This is a genomic window from Alteromonas sp. M12 (genome assembly GCF_037478005.1).
Classification (GTDB): domain Bacteria; phylum Pseudomonadota; class Gammaproteobacteria; order Enterobacterales; family Alteromonadaceae; genus Aliiglaciecola; species Aliiglaciecola lipolytica_A.
In genome coordinates, this window is the sequence record NZ_CP144164.1 from 2,776,404 (window position 1) to 2,797,551 (window position 21,148).

The 21,148-nt window shown below is 40.9% G+C and carries 15 protein-coding genes; 9 read left to right on the forward strand and 6 right to left on the reverse strand.

The genetic code is table 11. The features are described from left to right. Positions 1–201: 201 nt before the first annotated feature. The 4 genes from VUI23_RS11995 to VUI23_RS12010 form a co-directional block, all read right to left on the reverse strand. Positions 202–1,722, reverse strand: coding sequence for a catalase (locus tag VUI23_RS11995; protein WP_342804510.1), 1,521 nt, complete (start codon positions 1,720–1,722; stop codon positions 202–204). A gap of 380 nt (positions 1,723–2,102) precedes the next feature. Next, complete coding sequence (locus VUI23_RS12000; RefSeq protein ID WP_303500769.1) at positions 2,103–3,086, reverse strand: hypothetical protein; 984 nt, start codon at positions 3,084–3,086, stop codon at positions 2,103–2,105. Beyond that, a complete protein-coding gene (locus VUI23_RS12005) occupies positions 3,079–3,678 on the reverse strand; it encodes a sigma-70 family RNA polymerase sigma factor (RefSeq protein ID WP_342804511.1) in 600 nt (199 codons plus the stop codon). Before VUI23_RS12005 ends, VUI23_RS12000 begins: the two co-directional genes overlap by 8 nt. A gap of 65 nt (positions 3,679–3,743) precedes the next feature. Further along, the gene (locus VUI23_RS12010) at positions 3,744–5,573 is read right to left on the reverse strand and encodes a VWA domain-containing protein (protein WP_342804512.1); all 1,830 of its coding nucleotides are present in this window, start codon (positions 5,571–5,573) and stop codon (positions 3,744–3,746) included. A gap of 329 nt (positions 5,574–5,902) precedes the next feature. Here VUI23_RS12010 and VUI23_RS12015 point away from each other — a divergent pair, with 329 nt between their 5' ends. From VUI23_RS12015 to VUI23_RS12025, 3 genes are read left to right on the forward strand one after another with little or no spacing between them, the layout of a single operon-like run. Beyond that, entirely contained in the window at positions 5,903–7,015 is a 1,113-nt protein-coding gene (locus tag VUI23_RS12015; RefSeq protein ID WP_342804513.1) for an efflux RND transporter periplasmic adaptor subunit, read from the forward strand. Between the two features lie 10 nt (positions 7,016–7,025). Further along, entirely contained in the window at positions 7,026–10,358 is a 3,333-nt protein-coding gene (locus VUI23_RS12020) for an efflux RND transporter permease subunit (protein ID WP_342804514.1), read from the forward strand. Then, positions 10,351–13,419, forward strand: coding sequence for an efflux RND transporter permease subunit (locus tag VUI23_RS12025; protein ID WP_342804515.1), 3,069 nt, complete (start codon positions 10,351–10,353; stop codon positions 13,417–13,419). Before VUI23_RS12020 ends, VUI23_RS12025 begins: the two co-directional genes overlap by 8 nt. 69 nt (positions 13,420–13,488) lie before the next feature. Here VUI23_RS12025 and VUI23_RS12030 read toward each other — a convergent pair whose 3' ends face one another. Continuing rightward, on the reverse strand, positions 13,489–13,893 hold the full coding sequence (locus tag VUI23_RS12030; RefSeq protein WP_216048548.1) for a TerB family tellurite resistance protein: 405 nt from the start codon (positions 13,891–13,893) through the stop codon (positions 13,489–13,491). Between the two features lie 74 nt (positions 13,894–13,967). Here VUI23_RS12030 and VUI23_RS12035 point away from each other — a divergent pair, with 74 nt between their 5' ends. The 6 genes from VUI23_RS12035 to VUI23_RS12060 all read left to right on the forward strand — a co-directional run bounded on the left by VUI23_RS12035 (position 13,968) and on the right by VUI23_RS12060 (position 20,607). Then, on the forward strand, positions 13,968–14,519 hold the full coding sequence (locus VUI23_RS12035) for an RNA methyltransferase (protein WP_342804516.1): 552 nt from the start codon (positions 13,968–13,970) through the stop codon (positions 14,517–14,519). Between the two features lie 116 nt (positions 14,520–14,635). Further along, a complete protein-coding gene (locus VUI23_RS12040) occupies positions 14,636–15,808 on the forward strand; it encodes a hydroxymethylglutaryl-CoA reductase (RefSeq protein ID WP_216048546.1) in 1,173 nt (390 codons plus the stop codon). A 180-nt stretch (positions 15,809–15,988) separates the two neighbouring features. Then, positions 15,989–17,287 (forward strand): efflux RND transporter periplasmic adaptor subunit, encoded by a 1,299-nt coding sequence (locus VUI23_RS12045; protein WP_342804517.1) that lies wholly within the window; start codon positions 15,989–15,991, stop codon positions 17,285–17,287. Between the two features lie 40 nt (positions 17,288–17,327). Continuing rightward, positions 17,328–18,044: an ABC transporter ATP-binding protein gene (locus VUI23_RS12050; RefSeq protein WP_303500775.1), complete on the forward strand. Its 717-nt coding sequence runs from the start codon at positions 17,328–17,330 to the stop codon at positions 18,042–18,044. 9 nt (positions 18,045–18,053) lie between these two features. Further along, positions 18,054–19,367, forward strand: coding sequence for an ABC transporter permease (locus VUI23_RS12055; RefSeq protein ID WP_303500776.1), 1,314 nt, complete (start codon positions 18,054–18,056; stop codon positions 19,365–19,367). 10 nt (positions 19,368–19,377) lie between these two features. Continuing rightward, the gene (locus tag VUI23_RS12060; protein ID WP_342804518.1) at positions 19,378–20,607 is read left to right on the forward strand and encodes an FtsX-like permease family protein; all 1,230 of its coding nucleotides are present in this window, start codon (positions 19,378–19,380) and stop codon (positions 20,605–20,607) included. Positions 20,608–20,848: 241 nt separating this feature from the next. Here VUI23_RS12060 and VUI23_RS12065 read toward each other — a convergent pair whose 3' ends face one another. Continuing rightward, entirely contained in the window at positions 20,849–21,013 is a 165-nt protein-coding gene (locus VUI23_RS12065; protein WP_342804519.1) for a hypothetical protein, read from the reverse strand. Between the last annotated feature and the right edge of the window lie 135 nt (positions 21,014–21,148).

Consider the following 21,148-nt stretch of genomic DNA (forward strand, 5'->3'; position numbering starts at 1 on the left):
AATTAATCTCGTCAAATCGGTAGATGACTAGTAATGACTGTCTATTTATTTTTCATGACTGTCTATTTATTTTATTTTTTTTTGTCTATTTATTTTTTTTGTAAAAAATGCATGTCCAATTGTAAAAAATAAATTATGCCTGTCCAATTGTAAAAAAACACCGCTAAAAACGGTGTTTGTTATTGAGCAAAAAACAGTTATTTATAAACAGCTAGGTAAATGAAGAGCAGGATCCGCTTCTCGTGCTTTTATTGCATCCTCTACCGTTAATCCTAGGGCTTTAGCAATGCCCTCTCCATAGGCTGGGTGACACTGGTTACAGTTTCGAATATGACGATATTTGATAAAATCAAAAATATCCCCCATTTGTCTAGCCGTGTTTTCAAAAAGCGCTTGTTTTTGTTCGTCATTCATCAAATTAAACAATAAACGTGGCTGACTAAAATAGTCATCATCATCTTCACGAAAATCATAGCGTTTAGCATAACCATCGATTTTAAGAGGTGGCTCAGCAAATTGTTGCTGCTCCTGCCATTGATTAAAGCTATTAGGTTCATAGTGTGGTTTGTCACCATAGTTGCCATCTACACGGCCTTCACCATCACGGGCATTACTATTTACAGGACAACGCGGTTTGTTAACAGGAATCTGATTATGATTAACACCCACTCGATAACGCTGAGCATCCGCGTAGTTGATTAAACGCGCCTGCAGCATGCGGTCAGGTGATACACTGATACCTGGCACTAAATTGCTTGGAGCAAATGCCGCTTGTTCAACATCCGCAAAGTAATTTTCAGCATTTTTGTTCAACTCAAATTCACCGACCTCAATAAGTGGATAATCGCCCTTTGGCCACACTTTAGTGAGATCAAATGGATGGTAAGGAACTTTATCAGCTTCTATTTCTGGCATAATTTGCACATACATCTTCCACTTAGGGAAATCCCCTCGCTCAATAGACTCGTAAAGATCTTTTTGATTGCTTTCCCGATCCATAGCGACAACTTCAGCGGCTTCCGCATCAGTTAAGTTTTTGATGCCTTGTTGAGTGCGAAAATGGAATTTGACCCAATATCGCTCACCGGCGTCATTCCAAAAACTGTAAGTATGCGAGCCAAAGCCATGCATGTGCCTATAAGAGGCTGGAATACCGCGATCACTCATCACAATAGTAACTTGATGCAAGGCTTCTGGAAGCAACGTCCAAAAATCCCAATTATTAGTAGCTGAGCGCATATTGGTACGAGGATCTCGTTTAACCGCTTTATTCAAATCTGGGAATTTGAGAGGATCACGTAAAAAGAATACAGGGGTATTATTACCAACCATATCCCAAATCCCTTCTTCGGTATAAAACTTTAAGGCAAAACCGCGAATATCACGTTCGGCATCGGCAGCTCCACGCTCACCCGCTACTGTACTAAAACGAGCAAACATTTCGGTTTTTTTACCTACCTCACTAAATATTTTGGCACGAGTATATTGGCTAATATCATGGGTAACCGTAAAAGTACCATATGCACCAGAACCCTTAGCATGCATGCGTCGTTCCGGGATAACTTCACGCACAAAATTCGCAAGCTTTTCATTTAACCAAAGATCTTGGGCTAGCACAGGTCCGCGCTTACCAGCCGTCAGACTATTTTGATTATCAACAACCGGTGCTCCACCATTGGTAGTTAGGTCTGTTGGTTGATATGGGCATTTTTTGTCGCTCATCACATTGCTCCTATTGAGAATTAAGTAGAGTCACGAGTAAATCAATCTGCGAACAATTAATTCAACGCGCAGCTGCTTCAGCATGTCTGAGTATAGAAGATATCAAGCCCTTTAACGACCTTTAGAATTTTATTCATTAACATCTGAAAAAGATTGGAAACATAGAAGCTGTTGAGCTAAAAATCACTTAAATTTCACCCCAAAACAGCTCTTAAAATTGCATAACTGAGCGCCCATTGACGCTTACAAGACGTGGCGAACAGATGTGAGATTAAACGCGGTTCTGTTTCTCCAAAAAGATGTCGCTAAGATTATCAATTGCCTCAATCTCTCCAATTCAAGCAATTCCTATATCCTTATCCAACGTTGCCAATGCACATCTACTCACTTAATTTCTTGTTTTGCTCTTCAGTTAACACTTGTAAATATTTTGGGTCTATTTCAACTAATGGATCGGCCATCTTAAGTAGTGATAGATAATCAAAAATATCATTCTGCAACTGACTAAGAGATTGGATTTTATCTGCGTTCTTGTTTTTCGGTGCACTATGTTCTTCAAGTTGCTTTAACAGGCTATCAAGATATTCGGTATTAACCTGCATTTTAGATGTTGAGGGTTGATTGTCGTTAAACATTGAGCTTGATTCAATTAAAGACAGCCTCGTTTGACCTTGATGTTCTCTTTTTGCTAACTGTGATTTTTGTTGTTTGGCAATCAACTCTGCTTGTTTAAATGCTTGTTCAGTTGCAGCTTCTTGAGTTAACACAATATCTGCAGGAATTTGTTGTTCAACATCAACCTCAAGGGGCATTTCAAGCTCAAATGATAAAGGCTCAATCTCAACATTATCCATAGCTTTTGCAGCTAAAGTTAATGCTTCTTTTTCAGCATATTGGGCTCGCTCAGGCTCCTCTACAGAATCTCGCACAAACTCACTTTTATCTAGCAGTGGCTCTGAGGCCATTCTGGATGAAACTGGTGGGCTGCTAAGTTCACGAATTTCTAGTTTTGATTTTTTTGTCAATTGTTCATTGTCCAATGTAGCTTGGTCTGCAATATCATAAGTATCAACCCTTAGCTCCGGCGCTTTTGTCAACATAGGATCAAAACGATCATATTGATTGTATACCACTAAGCTAATAAACATCACTGAAGCGGCAATGGAAGTTGGCCATTGCCATTTTCGCCATTTTGCTACTGGCGCTTTTACATCAACCACCTTATCACTTGCTTGTTGTTTGGCGAGTTCCAATATGCGCTTATCCAATGCTGCAGTCGGTACTGGTTTTTCCTGTGCCTGATATACGACACTCACATCAGGATCAGTAATATTCTCATTTTTAGCTTGATTTTTATTACTCATGACCTTCACCACTACTTACCCAATCAGGCATTTTTTTAGATAAACATTGTTTTAACTGACCGTAGGCATAACGTAAACGGCTTTTAGTTGCTTCATGAGAAGAATCAATTACTTCTGCAATTTGTTTCACCGTCATAGTCGACTCTTCTTTGAGTAAAAATACTTCCAGCAAGTTGACAGGTAACTTTTGCATACAGTCTTTTAAAAACATGCTTTGCTTATCAGCTTGCAGCGTTTTTTCTAGTATATTTTGCTCAATTTGATTGGCACCAAGTTGGCTATCTACCTCATCGGCGCTATCGTCAATCAGCTTATCGACAATGCGCAAATGTCTTATTTGGTCAACCACTCTATTTCGTGCCATTGTATATAACCAAGTGGAAAATTTAGCGTTTGGCTCAAACGACTCAGCATTCACTATCACTTTACTCCAGGTGTCCTGAAATAAATCTTCTGCTAATTGCTGATCTTTTAATTGACGCAGCATATAGCGATACAAGCCGCCTCTATGACGTTCATATAAAAGCTCAAACGATGCCGAATCTCCATCTGCAAATCGTTTAAGCAATTCTTCATCTACTACTTGATTCAAACGCGTCCATCTTCCTTAAATAATGAATAAGACTTGGCAAACCTTGACGTCTGCGCCTTATTTTCTTAGTTTTGCTTTTGTTCTTGAGTGGCAACCGAACGAGAAGTTTCCGACTGTAAGGTTTTTGCCATTCTCACCAAAGAAACAAACTCAGCACGATAGCCGTAATCATCCTTACCTTTGTTGTTATTAGCAAGCTCAATCACCTTTTCAAAATCTAAATTTTGGGTGTATTTACTATTTTTCAACAATTGAGCAAAGCCAACAACAGAAGTTGCAAATTTAAAATCCATGGATTGTGCATCAAAATCAGTAACATTTTGTTTTTCAATAACTTGGTCGATTAGGATACTAGTGTCGTTGTCCATAGGTTTATAACGCAACTTTACATGGGCCAATTCATTATTCAGACTAGCTGCGGCATTTTTATGGGTCTGTTGATAGCGTAAATCGTCATTAAATTTAGCGCCATCTTGCAATACGATTTCGTAAAATGCTGTAACAGTATGGCCAGCTCCGATTTCCCCCGCATCGACTTTATCATTATTGAAATCGTCTTTATTTAAGCGACGATTTTCATAGCCAATTAAACGATATTCCGCCACCGTATTAGGATTAAACTCGACCTGAATTTTCACGTCTCGGGCAACCGATTGTAAAGTAGCATCTAATTCTTCAACTAATACTTTTCGCGCTTCAAGCAACGTATCTATATAAGCGTAATTGCCATTGCCTTTATCCGCTAATTGCTCCATCAAGTGGTCATTATAATTACCTTGTCCAAAACCTAAGGTGGTGAGTTCAATTCCTTGCTCTTTTTGTTTTTCAACTAATTCAATTAATTGCTGATGATTGACCCTGCCAACATTAAAATCGCCGTCAGTAGCTAAAATCACACGATTCACACCATTTTCCTTAAATGCTTGTTTAGCTAATTTATAAGCAAGCTCAATACCCTCTCCACCATTGGTTGATCCACCAGCGGATAGGCGGTTTAGCGCTTGTTCTATTTTTACACTCTGATTGGCTTTGGTAGGCTCAAGTACTACACCAGATGCTCCGGCATAAACCACGATGGCTACACTATCGTTTTCTGTCAATTGATTGGTTAACATCATCAGAGCACGCTTAACCAAAGGTAATTTATTCGCAGAATTCATAGAGCCAGAAACATCCAATAAGAACACTAGGTTTTTATTGCTAGCCTCAAGTTGCTTTTCGGATTTATCATTTAAAGCATGGGCTTTTAAACCAATTCGCATCAACTTACGGCCTTGATTCCAAGGCGAATTTGAAACCTGCGTATCAATCACAAAAGGATGAGAGGATTCTTCAGCCACTGGATACTGATAATCAAAATAATTTACGAATTCTTCAATCCGAACAGCGTCTGCCGGTGGCAGCCATCCTTGGTTTAACATTCGTCTAGCATTGCTGTAGCTACCTGTGTCCACATCAATTGAAAATGTTGAAACTGGATTATTACTGGTGGTAAAAACCTGGTTTTCTTCTTCATGTTGATAGTTTTCTGTATAAGCAGGGTTCCCTGGCGCTGGCACTTGAGGAGGATAATATCCAGGAGAAGTGGCTACAGATAAGTCAGCCATTGCGAACAGCTGAGATTCATGTCGCTGGCGACTATGTAATTTTCCTTGCGCTTCAGCTCGTTGTGCGGTCATCATAATTTTTTCAGCTTCAGCTTCAGCTTCAGCTTCAGCTCTGTGCTTCGCCTGTTTGACTTGATTATCGCTTTCTGTAGACGAACAAGCGGCAAGACTAAAAGCGATAACTGTAGAGGTTAATAAATAGCTAAATCTACGCAGTTTAAATCTGTTTTTAAGCGTTAAATCGATAGAGCGAGTAGTCGTTGAATTGTCTGATTTAATAGTGTTCATTTTTATTCCTTTTACACATAGTTATCAGTACCAACGAATAGAATTTTAAAAGGGGTTATTTATTTTTCAATAAAGAGCGCGGTTTATTGCATGGCAGCGTCTCTCAGCTAGTAATAAATCAACTAATTTTTAGTAAATTTCACCAAATACAGTTAATCAAATTCACAAAAAACCACAATCCATCTCTATATCTAATTGATTTATATGGATTTTAATCAATGGCACAGTGAGTGCTTAGTCTAGTAAATAGAACGGTCATTAAATACGACTCACTAAACAGTGTCGTGACGATATTCACTTAAAATATTTGGTTAAATTTGGAAAATACAATGGACGCGCATAATTACAACAACCACGCTTCAATTTCACGCTCAACAATAAAGCAGTTATCACTGGCAGCTTTTATTTGCTCAAGTTTTTTATTAACAGCCTGTGGACAGGCAGAAGCCAATAAAAATGACCAGCAAGAAACTGAACAGGTAAAAGTCATCCCTATTCCTGTTGAAGTGAAAAATTTAGAGCGCGGTAATATTTCCTCCAATTATGCAACAACAGCAGTATTAGAAGCTAAAGAAGAAGCATTTGTTGTTGCCCGCGCATCGGGAATAATTGATCAAATATTAGTTGAAGAAGGTGATTACGTTGAAAAAGGTCAAGTTTTAGCGAAATTAGATCCCGAACGTTACGAACTAAACTTGTTGCGAGCAGCAGCAGATTTACAAGGTATCGAAAAAGAGCTTGCGAAAGTCAATAAGGTTTATCATAAAAAACTGATAAGTGATGATACTTACGACAAGCTTACTGCACAGTATGAATCAGCCAAAGCAACACTGGCTTTGGCTAAACTCGATTTGAAAGAAGCAACCATAGTTGCACCTATCAGCGGTTATATCGCCGAACGAAACGCTAAAGTGGGTAACCTAACCGAATCGTTCCAGCGCGAGCGTATGTTTCATATTGTGCAACAAAAACAACTCTACGGAATTGTCTATTTACCGGAAAAAGAATTGTCTCGGGTGCACAAAGACCAACCAGCAAGCTTACTTTTATCAGCGCTTTCGAATACAACAATCAATGCTTATGTTGAGCGTATCAGTCCGGTCATTGATTCAAAAACCGGGACTTTTAAAGTTACCCTTAGAGTACCAAACGAAAATAATTTATTGAAAGCAGGCATGTTCTCTCAAGTCAGTTTAAATTATGACACCCACCTTGATGCGACTTTGTTGCCTCGCAAAGCACTGCTGGCCATTGACGATAAAACCAATGTATTTGTGGTAGACGAAGACGGTATCGCAAACAAAATTGCGATTACAGTTGGCTACCAAGAAGGAAACTTCGTTGAAGTTATCAAAGGCCTTACTGGCACTGAAAAAGTGGTGGTAACCGGGCACCAAAACCTCAAAGACAAAGCCGTTGTTGAAATCGTCACAGCTAATTGAGGAGTACATTATGAATTTAATTGAAATTGCGGTCAGACGTCCGGTGACAGTGTGGATGTTTACCTTAGCTGTACTCTTATTCGGATTTGTTTCTCTATCACGTTTGTCTTTGAACTTACTACCAGAGCTTTCCTACCCGACTCTAACCATTCGCACTGACTATGTAGGAGCCGCTCCAGGAGAGATAGAACAATTGGTTACCAAACCGGTTGAGGAAGCAGTAGGCATAGTCAAAGGTGTTCGCAAAGTCACTTCAGCTTCTAAAGCTGGACAGTCTGATGTAGTGCTGGAGTTTGAATGGGGCACCGAAATGGACATGGCCAGCTTAGAGGTTCGCGAAAAACTCGATGTTTTACTTTTACCCCTAGATGTTAAACGGCCTTTATTATTGCGATTCAATCCAAGTTTAGATCCTGTAATGCGCTTCGGACTAGGAACAAACAATGCCGCTTCGCCCGACGCTAACGACTCTAAGGTAGCACAAGCGACTATGGATGAAGCGAACATGAAACAGGTTCGTACTTATGCCGAAGAAGACATAAAACGCAAACTGGAGTCGGTTGAAGGTGTCGCTTCCGTTCGGGTCGGCGGTGGCCTAGAAAATGAAATCCATGTTCTGATTAATCAACATCGTACTAGTCAATTAAATATACCTTTAGCGGAAATCATTAAACGCTTGAAAGACGAAAATGTAAATGCGTCCGGTGGCCGAGTGGAAGACGGTTCGCAAGAATATTTAGTCAGAACCCTAAATCAATTTCAAACCTTAGACGATATGCGTAATTTGTATATTGCTACACGAGAAGGCAAACATATTCGTTTAAGCGACGTAGCCCAAATCAAAGATGCCTTTAAAGAACGCACCTCAGTCACCCGATTTGACGGACTCGAAGGTGTTGAAATAGCAATCTATAAAGAAGGTGACGCTAATACGGTCAATGTAGCTAACGCGGTAAAAGCCAGACTTGAATCACTGAAGCAGTCATTGCCGCAGAACTACCAAATACAAATGGTCTACGACCAGTCATTATTTATCGCCAGCGCATTGGAAGAAGTAAAGTCTGCGGCCATCATAGGTGGTATTCTGGCTATGTTTATTTTGTATTTTTTCCTGAAAAATATCTGGCCCACATTAATTATTTCCATCTCCATTCCAGTATCAATTATCGCGACTTTTAATTTAATGTATAGCTACGATATCAGTTTAAACATTATGAGTCTGGGTGGCATTGCGCTGGCCATAGGTTTATTAGTTGATAACAGTATCGTAGTGCTGGAAAACATCGATAGGCATAAAAAAGACAATGCCAATACCTTAGAAGCTGCCGCGCAAGGAACAAAAGAAGTCTCAATGGCAATAGTGGCGTCTACCCTTACCACCATGGCCGTATTTTTTCCGTTAGTGTTTGTTGAAGGTATCGCTGGTCAATTATTCAGTGATCAGGCCCTTACCGTTACGTTTGCACTGGCAGCATCCTTAGTTGTAGCATTAACCCTCATCCCTATGCTTGCAGCAAGAGAAAAGTCTAATCAGCCAAGTAAAGAATTGGATTTGGGACCTAGGCCGGTTAAAGCTAAACCCACAGGCAAGTTAAAACTAACTGGATATTACCTATTTTTACCATTAACTCTTCTCGTTAAATTAATCTTTTATGTTGTACCTGTGATGGTAACCAGCATCATTTTAACTGTGTTTAGAGGGCTATCTAAAGCGCTATCAATACTATTCAAACCGGTATTGTGGGGGTTCGATAAGTTCTACAATGTCGTTTCATCAGCGTATTACCATAGTCTGAATGTGGCAATGAAAGCTCGGATTGCAGTTATTGCAATTGTGGTTACATGTTCTGCTCTATCGCTTTTACTATTACCTAAAATCGGTTTGGAACTGATTCCACCGTTAGCCCAAGGCGAATTTAATGTTGAAATTACCTTACCTACAGGCTCTAGATTAGAAAATACCGATGAGGTATTAGCTAAACTGGCCACTTTTACGCAAAAAAAACCGCAAGTAGCACGCACCTACTCTTTAGCTGGTACTGGCAGTTTAATGAATGCTTCCCCCTCCCAAGGTGGTGATCATTGGGGTAAGTTAAATGTGGTGATGAAAACTGATGCCTCTGCCCAAGACGAACAAGCTGTTGTCACAGCTATGCGTGAATACCTAATTAATCAAGCAGGTCTGGAAAGTAAATTCGGTACACCGGAACTATTCAGTTTTTCGACTCCACTGGTGGTGGAAATTTCAGGATATGACTTGTCGATGTTAAAACGTTACGGTGACAAGCTAGCACAAGCTCTTTCTAAAAATAGACGATTTGCCGATATAAAAAGCTCGTTGCAAAATGGCAACCCTGAATTAAAAGTGCAGTTCGACCATGCCAAACTGGCCCAATTAGGACTCAATGCACCGGATGTTTCAAAGTTAATAGCGGCCAAAATTGGTGGCGAAGTGGCAAGTCAATTTAGTGTCGATGATCGTAAAGTGGATATTTTAGTCAGAAACCAAGTTACCCAACGAGACTCAATCCAAGATATTTCACAAATAGTGGTAAACCCAAATAGCAATAACGTCATCCCCTTAGCCGCTGTGGCTTCTATTGAGATGTCAGTCGGTCCAAGTGAAATAACCAGAGTGGGTCAACAACGGGTGGTACTGGTCACTGCTAACCTTAATTACGGTGATTTAGGTGCGGCTGTAATCGACGCTCGCTCAGCCATTGATGAAATCAACTTACCCGTTAGTTTACAAGCTAGGATCACCGGCCAAAGTGAAGAAATGGAGTCGAGTTTTAATTCCCTTTATATGGCCCTGGCCTTGGCGATTTTTATGGTATATCTGGTGATGGCCTCGCAGTTTGAGTCCTTATTGCATCCATTTTTAATTTTATTCACTGTTCCCATGGCCTGCGCAGGTTCAATTTATGGTTTATTTTTAACCGGCACAAATATCAGTGTGGTGGTATTCATTGGCTTGATTATGCTCGCTGGAATAGTGGTAAATAACGCCATAGTGCTAATTGATAGAATTAATCAATTACGTGCAAAAGGCGAAGATAAGATGAGCGCAATTAAACAAGCTGCGCACAGTCGTTTACGCCCTATCCTAATGACCACCTTAACCACTATATTAGGCCTCCTTCCAATGGCAATTGGTTTAGGTGAAGGATCGGAAATTCGCACACCTATGGCTATTACAGTAATTTTTGGATTGTTGTTCGCAACCTTCCTAACTCTATTTATGATCCCCGTGTTGTATAGCATATTTGATCGCAAATCATTTATCCCAGAAGTGAACCAAAGCACAACCGACAAGCCAAACAGTGAGGTGGTTTATGGATAAGTTTGCCCACGCTGGCGCTGCATTGGCAAGCTTTGCCATACGTCGTCCAGTAACCATTTCCATGTTATTCTTTTCTCTGTTAATCATGGGGTTAGCGGCCAGTAAAATGCTGCCTTTAGAGAAGTTTCCGGGCATTGATTTTCCAGAAATTTTTATTCAGGTTCCCTATAAAGATGCCACGCCTGCAGAAATCGATAAAATGATCACCCAACCGGTGGAAGAAGCATTAGCCACAATGTCGGGCATCAAACGACTGCGCTCTCGTTCTACTGAAAACAATGCAGAAATTCAGATACAGTTTGATTGGGATGCCAATATCAAAGCTAAAAGCATCGAAGCACGAGAGAAAATCGATGCTATCCGCCACCTTTTGCCAGATGATGTAGAGCGAGTTCTAGTCTTCAAGTTCAACCTAAAAGATATGCCAGTTTTTCAACTTAGATTGTCGAGTGACCGTGATATTTCTAACTCGTATGATTTACTGGAGCGCAACCTAAAAATGCCGATCGAGCGCATTAAAGGTGTCTCAAAAGTTGAATTATATGGTGTTCAGAAAAAACAAATATCGATTCGCTTAGATCCTCAACGCATTGCAGCTTTGCACATTGATACGGCTAAATTAACCAAAATCCTGCGCGATGCCAACTTCTCCATGACGGCTGGTCAGTTTTTTGATTTGGACCAAAAAATCACAGTCAATCCAATTGGCGAATACCGTAGCAAACAGGAAATTGAAGATCTCATTATCCAACGGAATGTACGTTTGAACGACATTGCCAGTGTGAAATATGAAACCCCTAGAGCAGAAGAAGGACGCCACTTAGATCGCACCCATGCGATTGGTCTCAATATCTTTCGTGAGTCAGGTGCTAACTTAGTGGAGGTATCCGACGCGGTTATGCAAGAGATTGAAAAAGCTCGAAACAGCACCGCGTTTAATGGCATTAACGTATTTATCATGGATGATGAGGCGGATTCTGTTACCACTTCGCTGCAAGACCTGCTCAATTCGGGCTTGCTCGGTGCCATCCTCTCTATCATTGTATTGTATTTATTCTTACGTAACCTTGCTACTACCCTAGTTGTGGTCCTATCGGTGCCATTTGCAATTTGTATCACCTTGGCCTGTATGTACTTCTTAGGATATAGCCTCAATATATTGTCTTTAATGGGCTTAATGTTGGCGGTTGGCATGCTGGTGGATAATGCTGTTGTGGTTACTGAAAGCATTTTCCAAGCACGGGAAGACGAACCTGACCCTGTGGAAGCAACTAAGAAAGGGGTTGCTTTGGTGAGTTTAGCTGTTATCGCTGGAACGGCGACCACAGCCATCGTTTTTCTACCCAATATAGTTGGCGCCAAAGAAGAGATAACCGTATTTCTTGAACATGTAGCCGTATCTATCTGCATTTCACTGTTTGCGTCATTAATTTTAGCGCAGACACTCATTCCTTTATTAACCACTAAGCTAAAAATTAAAGCGAAACCTAAACAAGTGAAGCCATCAAAGATCAAAAATGTTTATGCTTCTATTTTAACTTGGACCTTAGAGAATCAAGGACAAACCGCGCTTGTTGCTGTACTCATATTAATCAGCACTATGATCCCCATGAACTTATTAAAGAGCGACGAACAAAACAATGGTAATAATGGCCGAATTTGGTTGAACTATAATGTTCAGGCCAACTATAGCCTCAAGGAAGTTGAAAAAACCGTGGCTAAAATGGAAGACTATTTATACGCCAATAAAGAAAGATTTCACATCAAACAGGTATATAGCTATTTCACTGCGGGAGAAGCGGTATCTGGCTTAACTCTAGAAGATGAAATCCCGATGAAAATCGCCGATCTAAAAAAGTTAATTAAAGATGAGTTCCCTGCATTTGCACGTGCAAAACCTTCTTTTCAGTGGGATGAAGGCAGTGGTGGCGGTGTCAAAATATCGTTATTTGGACAGTCATCTGAAACCTTAATGCAAATTGCCAGTGAAATTGTACCAGTGTTGAGTAGCGTTAATGGTTTAACAGACGTTAAGGCTGATATAGATGGTCAAAATTATGAGTTACAAATTAAAGTAGATAGAGACAAAGCCTTTCGTTTTGGATTAAACACCAATGATGTTGCCACTATTATTAGCACGGCATTACGAGGGGCAAATCTGCGAACCTTTAGAAATGACAGTAATGGTGAAATAGACATTCGTTTGCTTTACGATGAAACACTGCAAACCTCTATAGACGCATTACGTAACTTAACGGTGTCTAGAAACCTTGATCAAAATGTCACTTTGGATATGTTGGCTGACTTAACGATTAAACCAAGAATGTCACAAATTCAGCGGGACGGCAGGCAAACGGCACTAAGTATTGGGGCTAATTTAGAAAGTGAACTCACCATCGAAGAAGCACAAGAACGTATTGAATCTATGATGGCAAATGTGCAACTGCCCAGCGGTTATAGTTGGGCGTTAGATGGCAGTTTCCAGCGTCAAGACGAAGATGAAGGCGTGATGATCACAAATATGATCCTAGCCGTGTGTATGATTTATATTGTTATGGCAGCGCTTTTCGAATCATTATTATTACCCACATCGGTATTAACTTCGTTGATTTTTTCATTTACTGGGGTATTTTGGGCGTTTTTAATTACAGGCAATCCAATGACCGTAATGGGCATGATTGGGATGCTGATATTAATGGGAATAGTGGTAAATAACGGTATTGTATTGGTCGACCGGATTAATCAATTAGTAAATCAAGGAATGACTGTACACAACGCCATTATTGAAGGTTGTCTCACCCGAGTACGCCCTATTTTGATGACCGTCTCTACAACTGTGCTAGGACTTTTACCACTTGCGTTTGGCGACATGAGTATTGGCGGTGACGGCCCTTCCTATTCGCCGATGGCGATAGCCATAATCGGTGGTTTGTTGTTTAGCACCCTCACCAGTTTATTTTTAGTACCACTAACCTATTTGCTACTGCTGAAATTGCGTCGAAACACGATAGAAATGATTGCTGACAGCAAGCTGTTGGTCTCGAGGTTAATTCGAACTTAAAAGGAACAGTGCGCTAATAATTCAAGCCGTATGCTAAGGGCTCAAGTATCAAGCTAAGGGCTTTTGCTCTTAGCGTTTATCTGCCAATTTAACCATTAAAAATTCTATCGCAGCCTTTTCAGATTCATCTAATTGACCGTCGGCACGTGAGATATCTACGGCCAGCTGTAACGCTTGTTCTTTCATCCAAGGGTCGGATAACAAAATCGCGCGATGGGCTAAAAAGTTTTCAATTTCATTTTCAGCTATCGCATCAATAACTTTACTCTCTACCGTATTGTAATAATCCAATTTATCGGTTTCACTAGACCATTCTAGTTGCGCTAACCAACCTTGCATATAGCTTCTTTCTTGCTCATCTATGACGCCATCAATCATCACAAACATAAGTGCAATATCAAATAAAGCCTGACGTTGAATTTGATCTTTGCACTGACCTAAATCCAATGCTTGAATAAATATAGTAAACCTCATCAAATTGCTCCATGGTGTTTTATAATCCAATCTAAAGTATCCTAGTCCAAACTATCACATCATGCTAATCAAAAATGGACAAACCCCAACAACAAAATCAATCGAATCATTATATTGTCGGTCTCATTAATCCTAAAAGCCCTACCAATGTGGGAGCTGCGCTGCGCGCTGCTGGGTGTTATTCAGCAAAATCAATTGTGTATACAGGCAAACGTTATGAGCACGCGAAAAATTTCGCTACCGATACAAAAAATGCAAATGCACACATACCGCTAACGGGCAAAGAAAACATATTTGATGACTTACCTGCTGGTTATCGAAAAATCGCCTTTGAGCTGGTAGAGGGCGCGACACCACTGCCTCATTTTCAACATCCTGACAAAGCTATTTATGTTTTTGGGCCTGAGGATGGCTCCATACCACAACAGATCCTCAATCAGTGTGACGAGATACTGTATGTCCCTACCATAGGTTGTATGAATTTAGCGGCCTCAGTGAATGTCGTGCTCTACGACCGTATGGCAAAACAACAAAACACGGTTTATTCCGATGACATCATTCGCAGCAGCCGAGACACTAATAATAAACTTAAACGGAAAATGACCAGCAACGCCCAACAAAATTAACAATTATTTTACATATTTTTGATAAAAAAATTGTCTAAGTAGGTGTAATTATGTATTAATTGAAAGACAGCGTTTATTGCAAAACCTGCACTCTATCGATAATAAGGAAATCTACTATGTCTGAAGATACTCGGATTCCCCGTAACTCAGAAAATGATCACACTGTTGAAATGGCGAAAACCAGACGGGAGTTTCTGAAACAAAAAACCGGTACTGATTTAAAATACACGGGTGAATTCAGTATTGATCCAGGTGTATTACCAGGCAATATTGAAAACTTTATTGGAATCGTACAGATGCCAGTAGGTATTGCCGGTCCAGTGCAAATTAATGGTGAACATGCCAAAGGTTTATTTTACGTCCCACTTGCCACCACTGAAGGTACATTAGTGGCCAGTTACAGCCGTGGAATGCGTGTCATAAATGAATGTGGCGGGGTAAAAACGACGGTAGTTGAAGGTTGGATGCAACGTGCTCCAGCGTTTATCTTTGAAGATGCCAGACAAGCCCGTGACTTTGGACAATGGGTAGAACAAAATTTTGAGCAAATAAAAGCCGTATCCGAAACCACAACCAGTATTGGCAAATTAGAGCATATTCAACAATGGTCAGTGGCGAAAACACAATACTTGCGTTTCAACTACACCACCGGTGATGCTGCGGGTCAAAATATGGTGGGCAAAGCGACCCTTGTCGCCTGTGAATGGATTAAAGCAAACTCCCCCATCCCCTGCATGTATTTGCTTTCTGGCAACATGGATACCGATAAAAAACACTCTCATCTAAATATGCTGCATTCAAGAGGCAAGCGCGTGATCGCCGAGATCATCTTGAAAAAAGAAGTGTTAGCTCGTGTCATGAATGTGGATACAAAAGTGCTAGCAGGTGCTACTACGCTAGCGAATAATGGCGCGCAATTAGCCGGTGCGGCTTATAATGGACCCCACTCAGCTAATGGCATCGCGTCTTTATATATTGCCACCGGTCAAGATGAAGCGAATGTAGTTGAGTCTCATGCGGGTATGTTATCCCATGAATTATTAGACAATGGTGATTTTTATCTTGCGGTTACCTTACCTTCATTAATAGTTGCCACCTTTGGTGGCGGTACAGGTTTACCTACACAAAATGAATGTTTACAGCTATTAGATTGTGTGGGCAAAGACAAAGCCAATAAATTTGCTGAAATCGTTGCTGCGACCGTATTAGCCGGTGACATTTCATTAGCTTGCGCCGTCATTGCCGGCCACTGGGTAAGCAGCCATGACAAAATGGGCCGTAATCGCTAACCCACAAATTTATATAAGTAGCGCGCTCGTGTCTATCGAGCGCTATTTTTAAGCAATATTCCCTATGACATGCCGCGCTTAGTAACACCCATTTAAAATTTATTTTAAGATCATTTAAACCTTTTTTATTCTGGCTGCGACTTACTCTGTGATTGTTCTAATAATTTCAGAGAAAACACCATGAAAATTGAAGATACCAGTGGACAAGATGTCGTACTGGCTAGCAAAAAAAATAAAAAACCACTGTTCATAATTATCGGCATTAGCGTAGTGTTAATCGTTTGCTATTTTAGCTTAGCATCGGCTTTTAGTAATTGGTCAAGTTCAGACCATTCGGTTTCAGCTCAGCGTTTACGACTTGCCACCGTGCACAAAGGTGATCTGGTTAGAGATTTGTCTGTACAAGGCAGAGTTGTAGCCTCTATTAGTCCCCGTCTGTATAGCCCAGCCCAAGGTACTATTACTTTTAAAGTGGATGCCGGTGATTCGGTGACTATCAATCAAGTGTTAGCATTGATCGACAGCCCAGCGTTGACCAATGAACTAAAACAAGAAGAGTCCAGTTTACAGCGTTCGCAAATGGAGTTGGACAGAGAAAAAATACAAGCGAAAAAACAAGCACTGGAAAATCAAAAAGCCGTCGATCTTGCATTGGTCTCACTCACTGCCGCAGATCGAGAAAAACGCCGTGCAGACAAAGCCTATGCTACCCACTCCATAAGCCAGATCGATTATGAAAAAGCCCAAGACGATCTGCAAAATGCCAAACTCGTTCATCAACATGCGGTGCACGATGCTCAGTTAAACCAAGAGAGTTTAGCCTTTGAAATTCAAACCAAACAACTGCAATTGGAACGACAAGCTTTGCAGGTTGATGAATTAACACGCAAAGTGGACGAATTGACAATGCGCTCTCCAGTCAATGGCATCGTCGGTAATTTAGCGGTACAGCAAAAAAACCAAGTTACACAAAACCAGCCCATTTTAAGCGTGGTGGACTTATCAGAATTCGAGTTAGAAGTTGATATTCCAGAAAGCTACGCCGACGATTTGGCGATTGGTATGCTTGCAGAAGTTAGTTTCAATGGCGAAACGCACTTGGCCACCCTAGTCACTATCTCACCTGAAATTGAGAACAATCAAGTGAATGGCAGAGTGCGTTTCGCCTCCCACAATGCTGCAGGAGAAGCCTTAGAACAGCCACAAGGATTGCGTCAAAACCAACGCCTAACCACGCGCATCCTAATGGAAAGTAAGGAAGATGTGTTAATGGTGCAACGAGGACAGTTCTTAGACAGTGGCAGTGGCCGCATTGCATATCTGGTTAAAGACGGAATGGCAGAAAAAACGCCGATTTCCACCGGAATTAGAAGTTTATCCAATGTTGAAATAATGCAAGGTCTGAATGCCGGAGACACCATCATCATTTCCGGTACAGAACAATTCAACGGTGCGCAGCGAATTCTCATCACCAATTAATCACTCCTACATTAAAAGCAAAAAGAATTAAGGAAAGCACATGTTAACAATGACAGACGTAAAAAAAGTATTTCGTACTGATTTGGTTGAAACCCACGCCTTACGTGATTTCAATTTACAGGTAGATGAAGGTGAATTTGTCGCCGTCACTGGCCCTTCTGGCTCTGGAAAAACCACCTTTTTAAACATTGCAGGTTTGTTAGAAACCTTCGAAGGTGGTACTTACCAGCTAGATGGTCAAGATGTCAGTCGTCTTAATGACAAAAAACGCAGCCAACTAAGAAATGAAAAAATAGGGTTCATTTTTCAAAGTTTCAATCTTATCCCTGACCTAAACCTGTTCGATAATGTAGATGTGCCCCTTCGTTACCGCGGATTTAAAAGTAATGAACGCAAAAAACGGATTGAAGAAAGTCTCGAATTAGTCGGCTTGGCTAACCGAATGAAGCATTTACCCTCGCAACTTTCAGGTGGGCAGCAACAACGTGTCGCCATTGCCCGAGCTTTAGCCGGTGATCCACGGTTCTTACTTGCCGATGAACCAACCGGAAATTTGGACACTAAAATGGCATTAAGTGTATTGGAGCTACTCAAACAAATTAATGACCAAGGCACGACTATCGTTATGGTGACCCATGATCAACATTTGGCTTCCCAAGCCAAACGCAATATATACGTACGAGATGGCAAAGTCAGTGAATTAACTGACTCATCTGAGCCCACTATCGCTGAGCTTAATCAAGCGGCCAACGGATAAGGAAAAATAATGTTTACTTATTATCTGCGTTTGGCCCTAAAAAGCATCAAGCGAAACCCTATTTTAAGTGCACTGATGATCACCGCTATTGGTCTTGGTATTGGTGCAAGTATGACTACGGTAACAGTTAACTATCTGATGTCAGCTAATCCCATTCCCCATAAAAGTGAACAACTTTTCTATGTGCAATTAGACAGTTGGTCACAGTTTGAACCTGCCCGCGAGCCGAATGAGCCACCGGATCAAATCACCTGGACTGAAGCCACCAATTTGATGCAAGCAAAACAAGCGTATCGGCAAACAGCCATGGCTTCTACCGGCGGTGTTGTCGAACCTCAAGGTCAAGATGAGAAGCCCTTTATGGCCAGCATTCGTTTAGCCTTTTCTGATTTTTTCCCGATGTTTGATGCCCCTTTTTTGTTTGGCAGTGGCTGGCCTGATAGCAGCGATGACAATAGAGAATATGTGGTGGTGATCAGCAAAGCCACGAATGAACGTGTGTTTGGAGGAGAAAACTCTGTTGGTCGTACGATTCGGATTGTAGGCGAAAACTTCCGAGTGGTGGGTGTTTTAAACGATTGGCTGTTAGTTCCACGGTTTTATGATGTCACCACTGGTGCCTTTGATGAAACCGAAGAAGTCTTTATGCCGTTTTATATGAAGCAAGAATTAGAATTATCTAATGGCGGCAATACCAATTGTTGGAAAACCCCAGAAGGTGAAGGTTTTGCTGCATTTTTACAATCTGAGTGTGTTAACTATCAGATGTGGGTTGAACTTAGAAACGCAAATGAAAAAGCCCAGTACATGGATTTTTTAAATAACTATGTCAACGAACAAAAAGCCTTAGGACGTTTTGCCCGCCCATTGAACAACCGCCTTTCTAACGTCATGGAATGGATGGAAAACCAAGAAGTGGTTGCCGACGACGCCCAAATCATGATGTGGGTGTCCTTTATGTTTTTATTAGTTTGCCTGCTTAATACCATAGGTTTGTTGCTGGCAAAATTTACTGGAAAAGCTGCAGAAATAGGTTTACGCAGAGCGGTAGGCGCGTCTAAAACAGACCTGTTTATTCAGCATATCGTCGAAACGGCCTGCATTGGCATAGCCGGCGGTATTTTGGGACTGGGTTTAGCCTTTCTTGGACTCGAAGGTATTAAATCTTTGTACGGTGAGTTTGTGCAAAATTTAGTTGGACTGGATATTACCATGATGGCCAGTGCGATTTTACTTGCGTTAGTTTCGAGTATTTTAGCCGGCATGTACCCTACTTGGCGCGCCTGTAACATCGCCCCAGCCAGCCAATTAAAAAGTCAATAAGGAGAAGACTATGAGCTCTAATCAATGGGAAATTGGTCCAATCTTTCGTGCTTTAATGCGCAACAAGGTGGGTGCCATTTTGATTGCAATACAAATTGCCGTCACTATGACAATAGTGGTCAATTCAATATTTATTATTCTTGAACGTGCGCAACGTATCGAGCGAGAAAGCGGCATCGATGAGGCCAATAGCTTTTACCTAACCACTACAGGTTTTGGTACGAGTTTTGATCCTAAAAGTACCGCCATTGATGATTTAGCATTAATCCGCGCTACGCCTGGGGTACTAGATGCAATCCAAATTAACGCCATTCCTGTGAGTGGTGGTGGCTGGTCGATGAGTTTTCAAACTGAACCAGGCGAAGAAAAAGAAAGCGAAGGCGCTGCGATTTATATGGTCGATGAACACGCCATCAATGCACTTGATTTAGAAGTAATTGCCGGTGAAAACTTCTTACCGAACGACGTGAGGTGGCGGCAACGAAGTGTGACCGATTGGCCTGATAATGTACTTATTACTAAAGTCCTTGCGGAGTCTTTATTTGCGGATATCCCTTATCAAAATGTAGTGGGTAAAACCATTTATATTCGTCAAACAGAACCTATGATCGTAAAAGGGATTGTCGATAAAATTCAAGCTCCTTGGGTGGGTTGGGATGACTTAGAACACACAGTTCTTACACCGGAGTTAACCGAGTTTGAGTCCAATCGCTACTATATCCGCGCTCTACCAGGACAACGTGATGCAATAATGCCGATTATTGAAGAAGCGCTAGCCTCATCAAATAAACAACGCATTATTCGCAACATGCGTACCGTTCAAGAAACACGAGAACGCAGCTATCGCGGAGATACCGCGATGATAAAAATACTTTCAACCACTATGGTAATCCTTACCATAGTAACCGGGTTAGGTATTGTTGGTTTAGCCAGCTTTAGTGTTAATCGTCGTAAAAAACAAATAGGCACACGGAGAGCGTTAGGGGCAAGTCAAGGGTCGATTGTGCGTTACTTCATGATTGAGAATTTTTTGATAAGCACTGTAGGTGTCGTCTTAGGTGCCGTACTAACAGTTGGTTTAAATATGTTGTTAGTGAATATGTTTAGCCTGAATGCACTAGATTGGTATTTTGTGCCCGCAGGTATGTTAGTACTTTGGATTGTAGGGCAAATAGCGGTATTTGGCCCCGCACAAAAAGCGGCGAATATCCCGCCGGCATTGGCCACTAGAACGGTCTGAAATCGTAAAAAAAAAGCGGAAATTCTTTTAAAGAATTTCCGCAAACAACTTCTACTTAGGAAAATTGGGACAGAACGCCCAATAATTATTTCGCTTTTTTAAGCTGCTTTTTCAATTTTGCTAGTTTATTTTTTTGCTTTGCGATTTTCGCTTTACTGGTCTTAATTTTTGCTTTCAAAGTCTTTACTTTAGCCATGCTGGCATCTCCTTAAAAAATGATGAAAATACAAACACTAATCGATTAATCTCGATCCTTGTGTTGTGTTAAAAAATCACGAATAAAACGCCGAACTTCACGGGCTGCGCTTGTATCTAACTCGTCACAAAGCTTCACAAATTCAGCTCGTTCCTGATCATTAATCCTAACAATTAGCTGGCTATTTTTCTTTGATTTTTTATGCTGCAAAATAATCTCCAAAACGCCAATTAAAAGTAAGGTTTGCTCTCGTGATGAGGCAATATTGACCGATATCCATATGATAGTCAATGTATATACATTGCATAGTCATTGTTAATACACTTTTCTGATCATCTGCATACA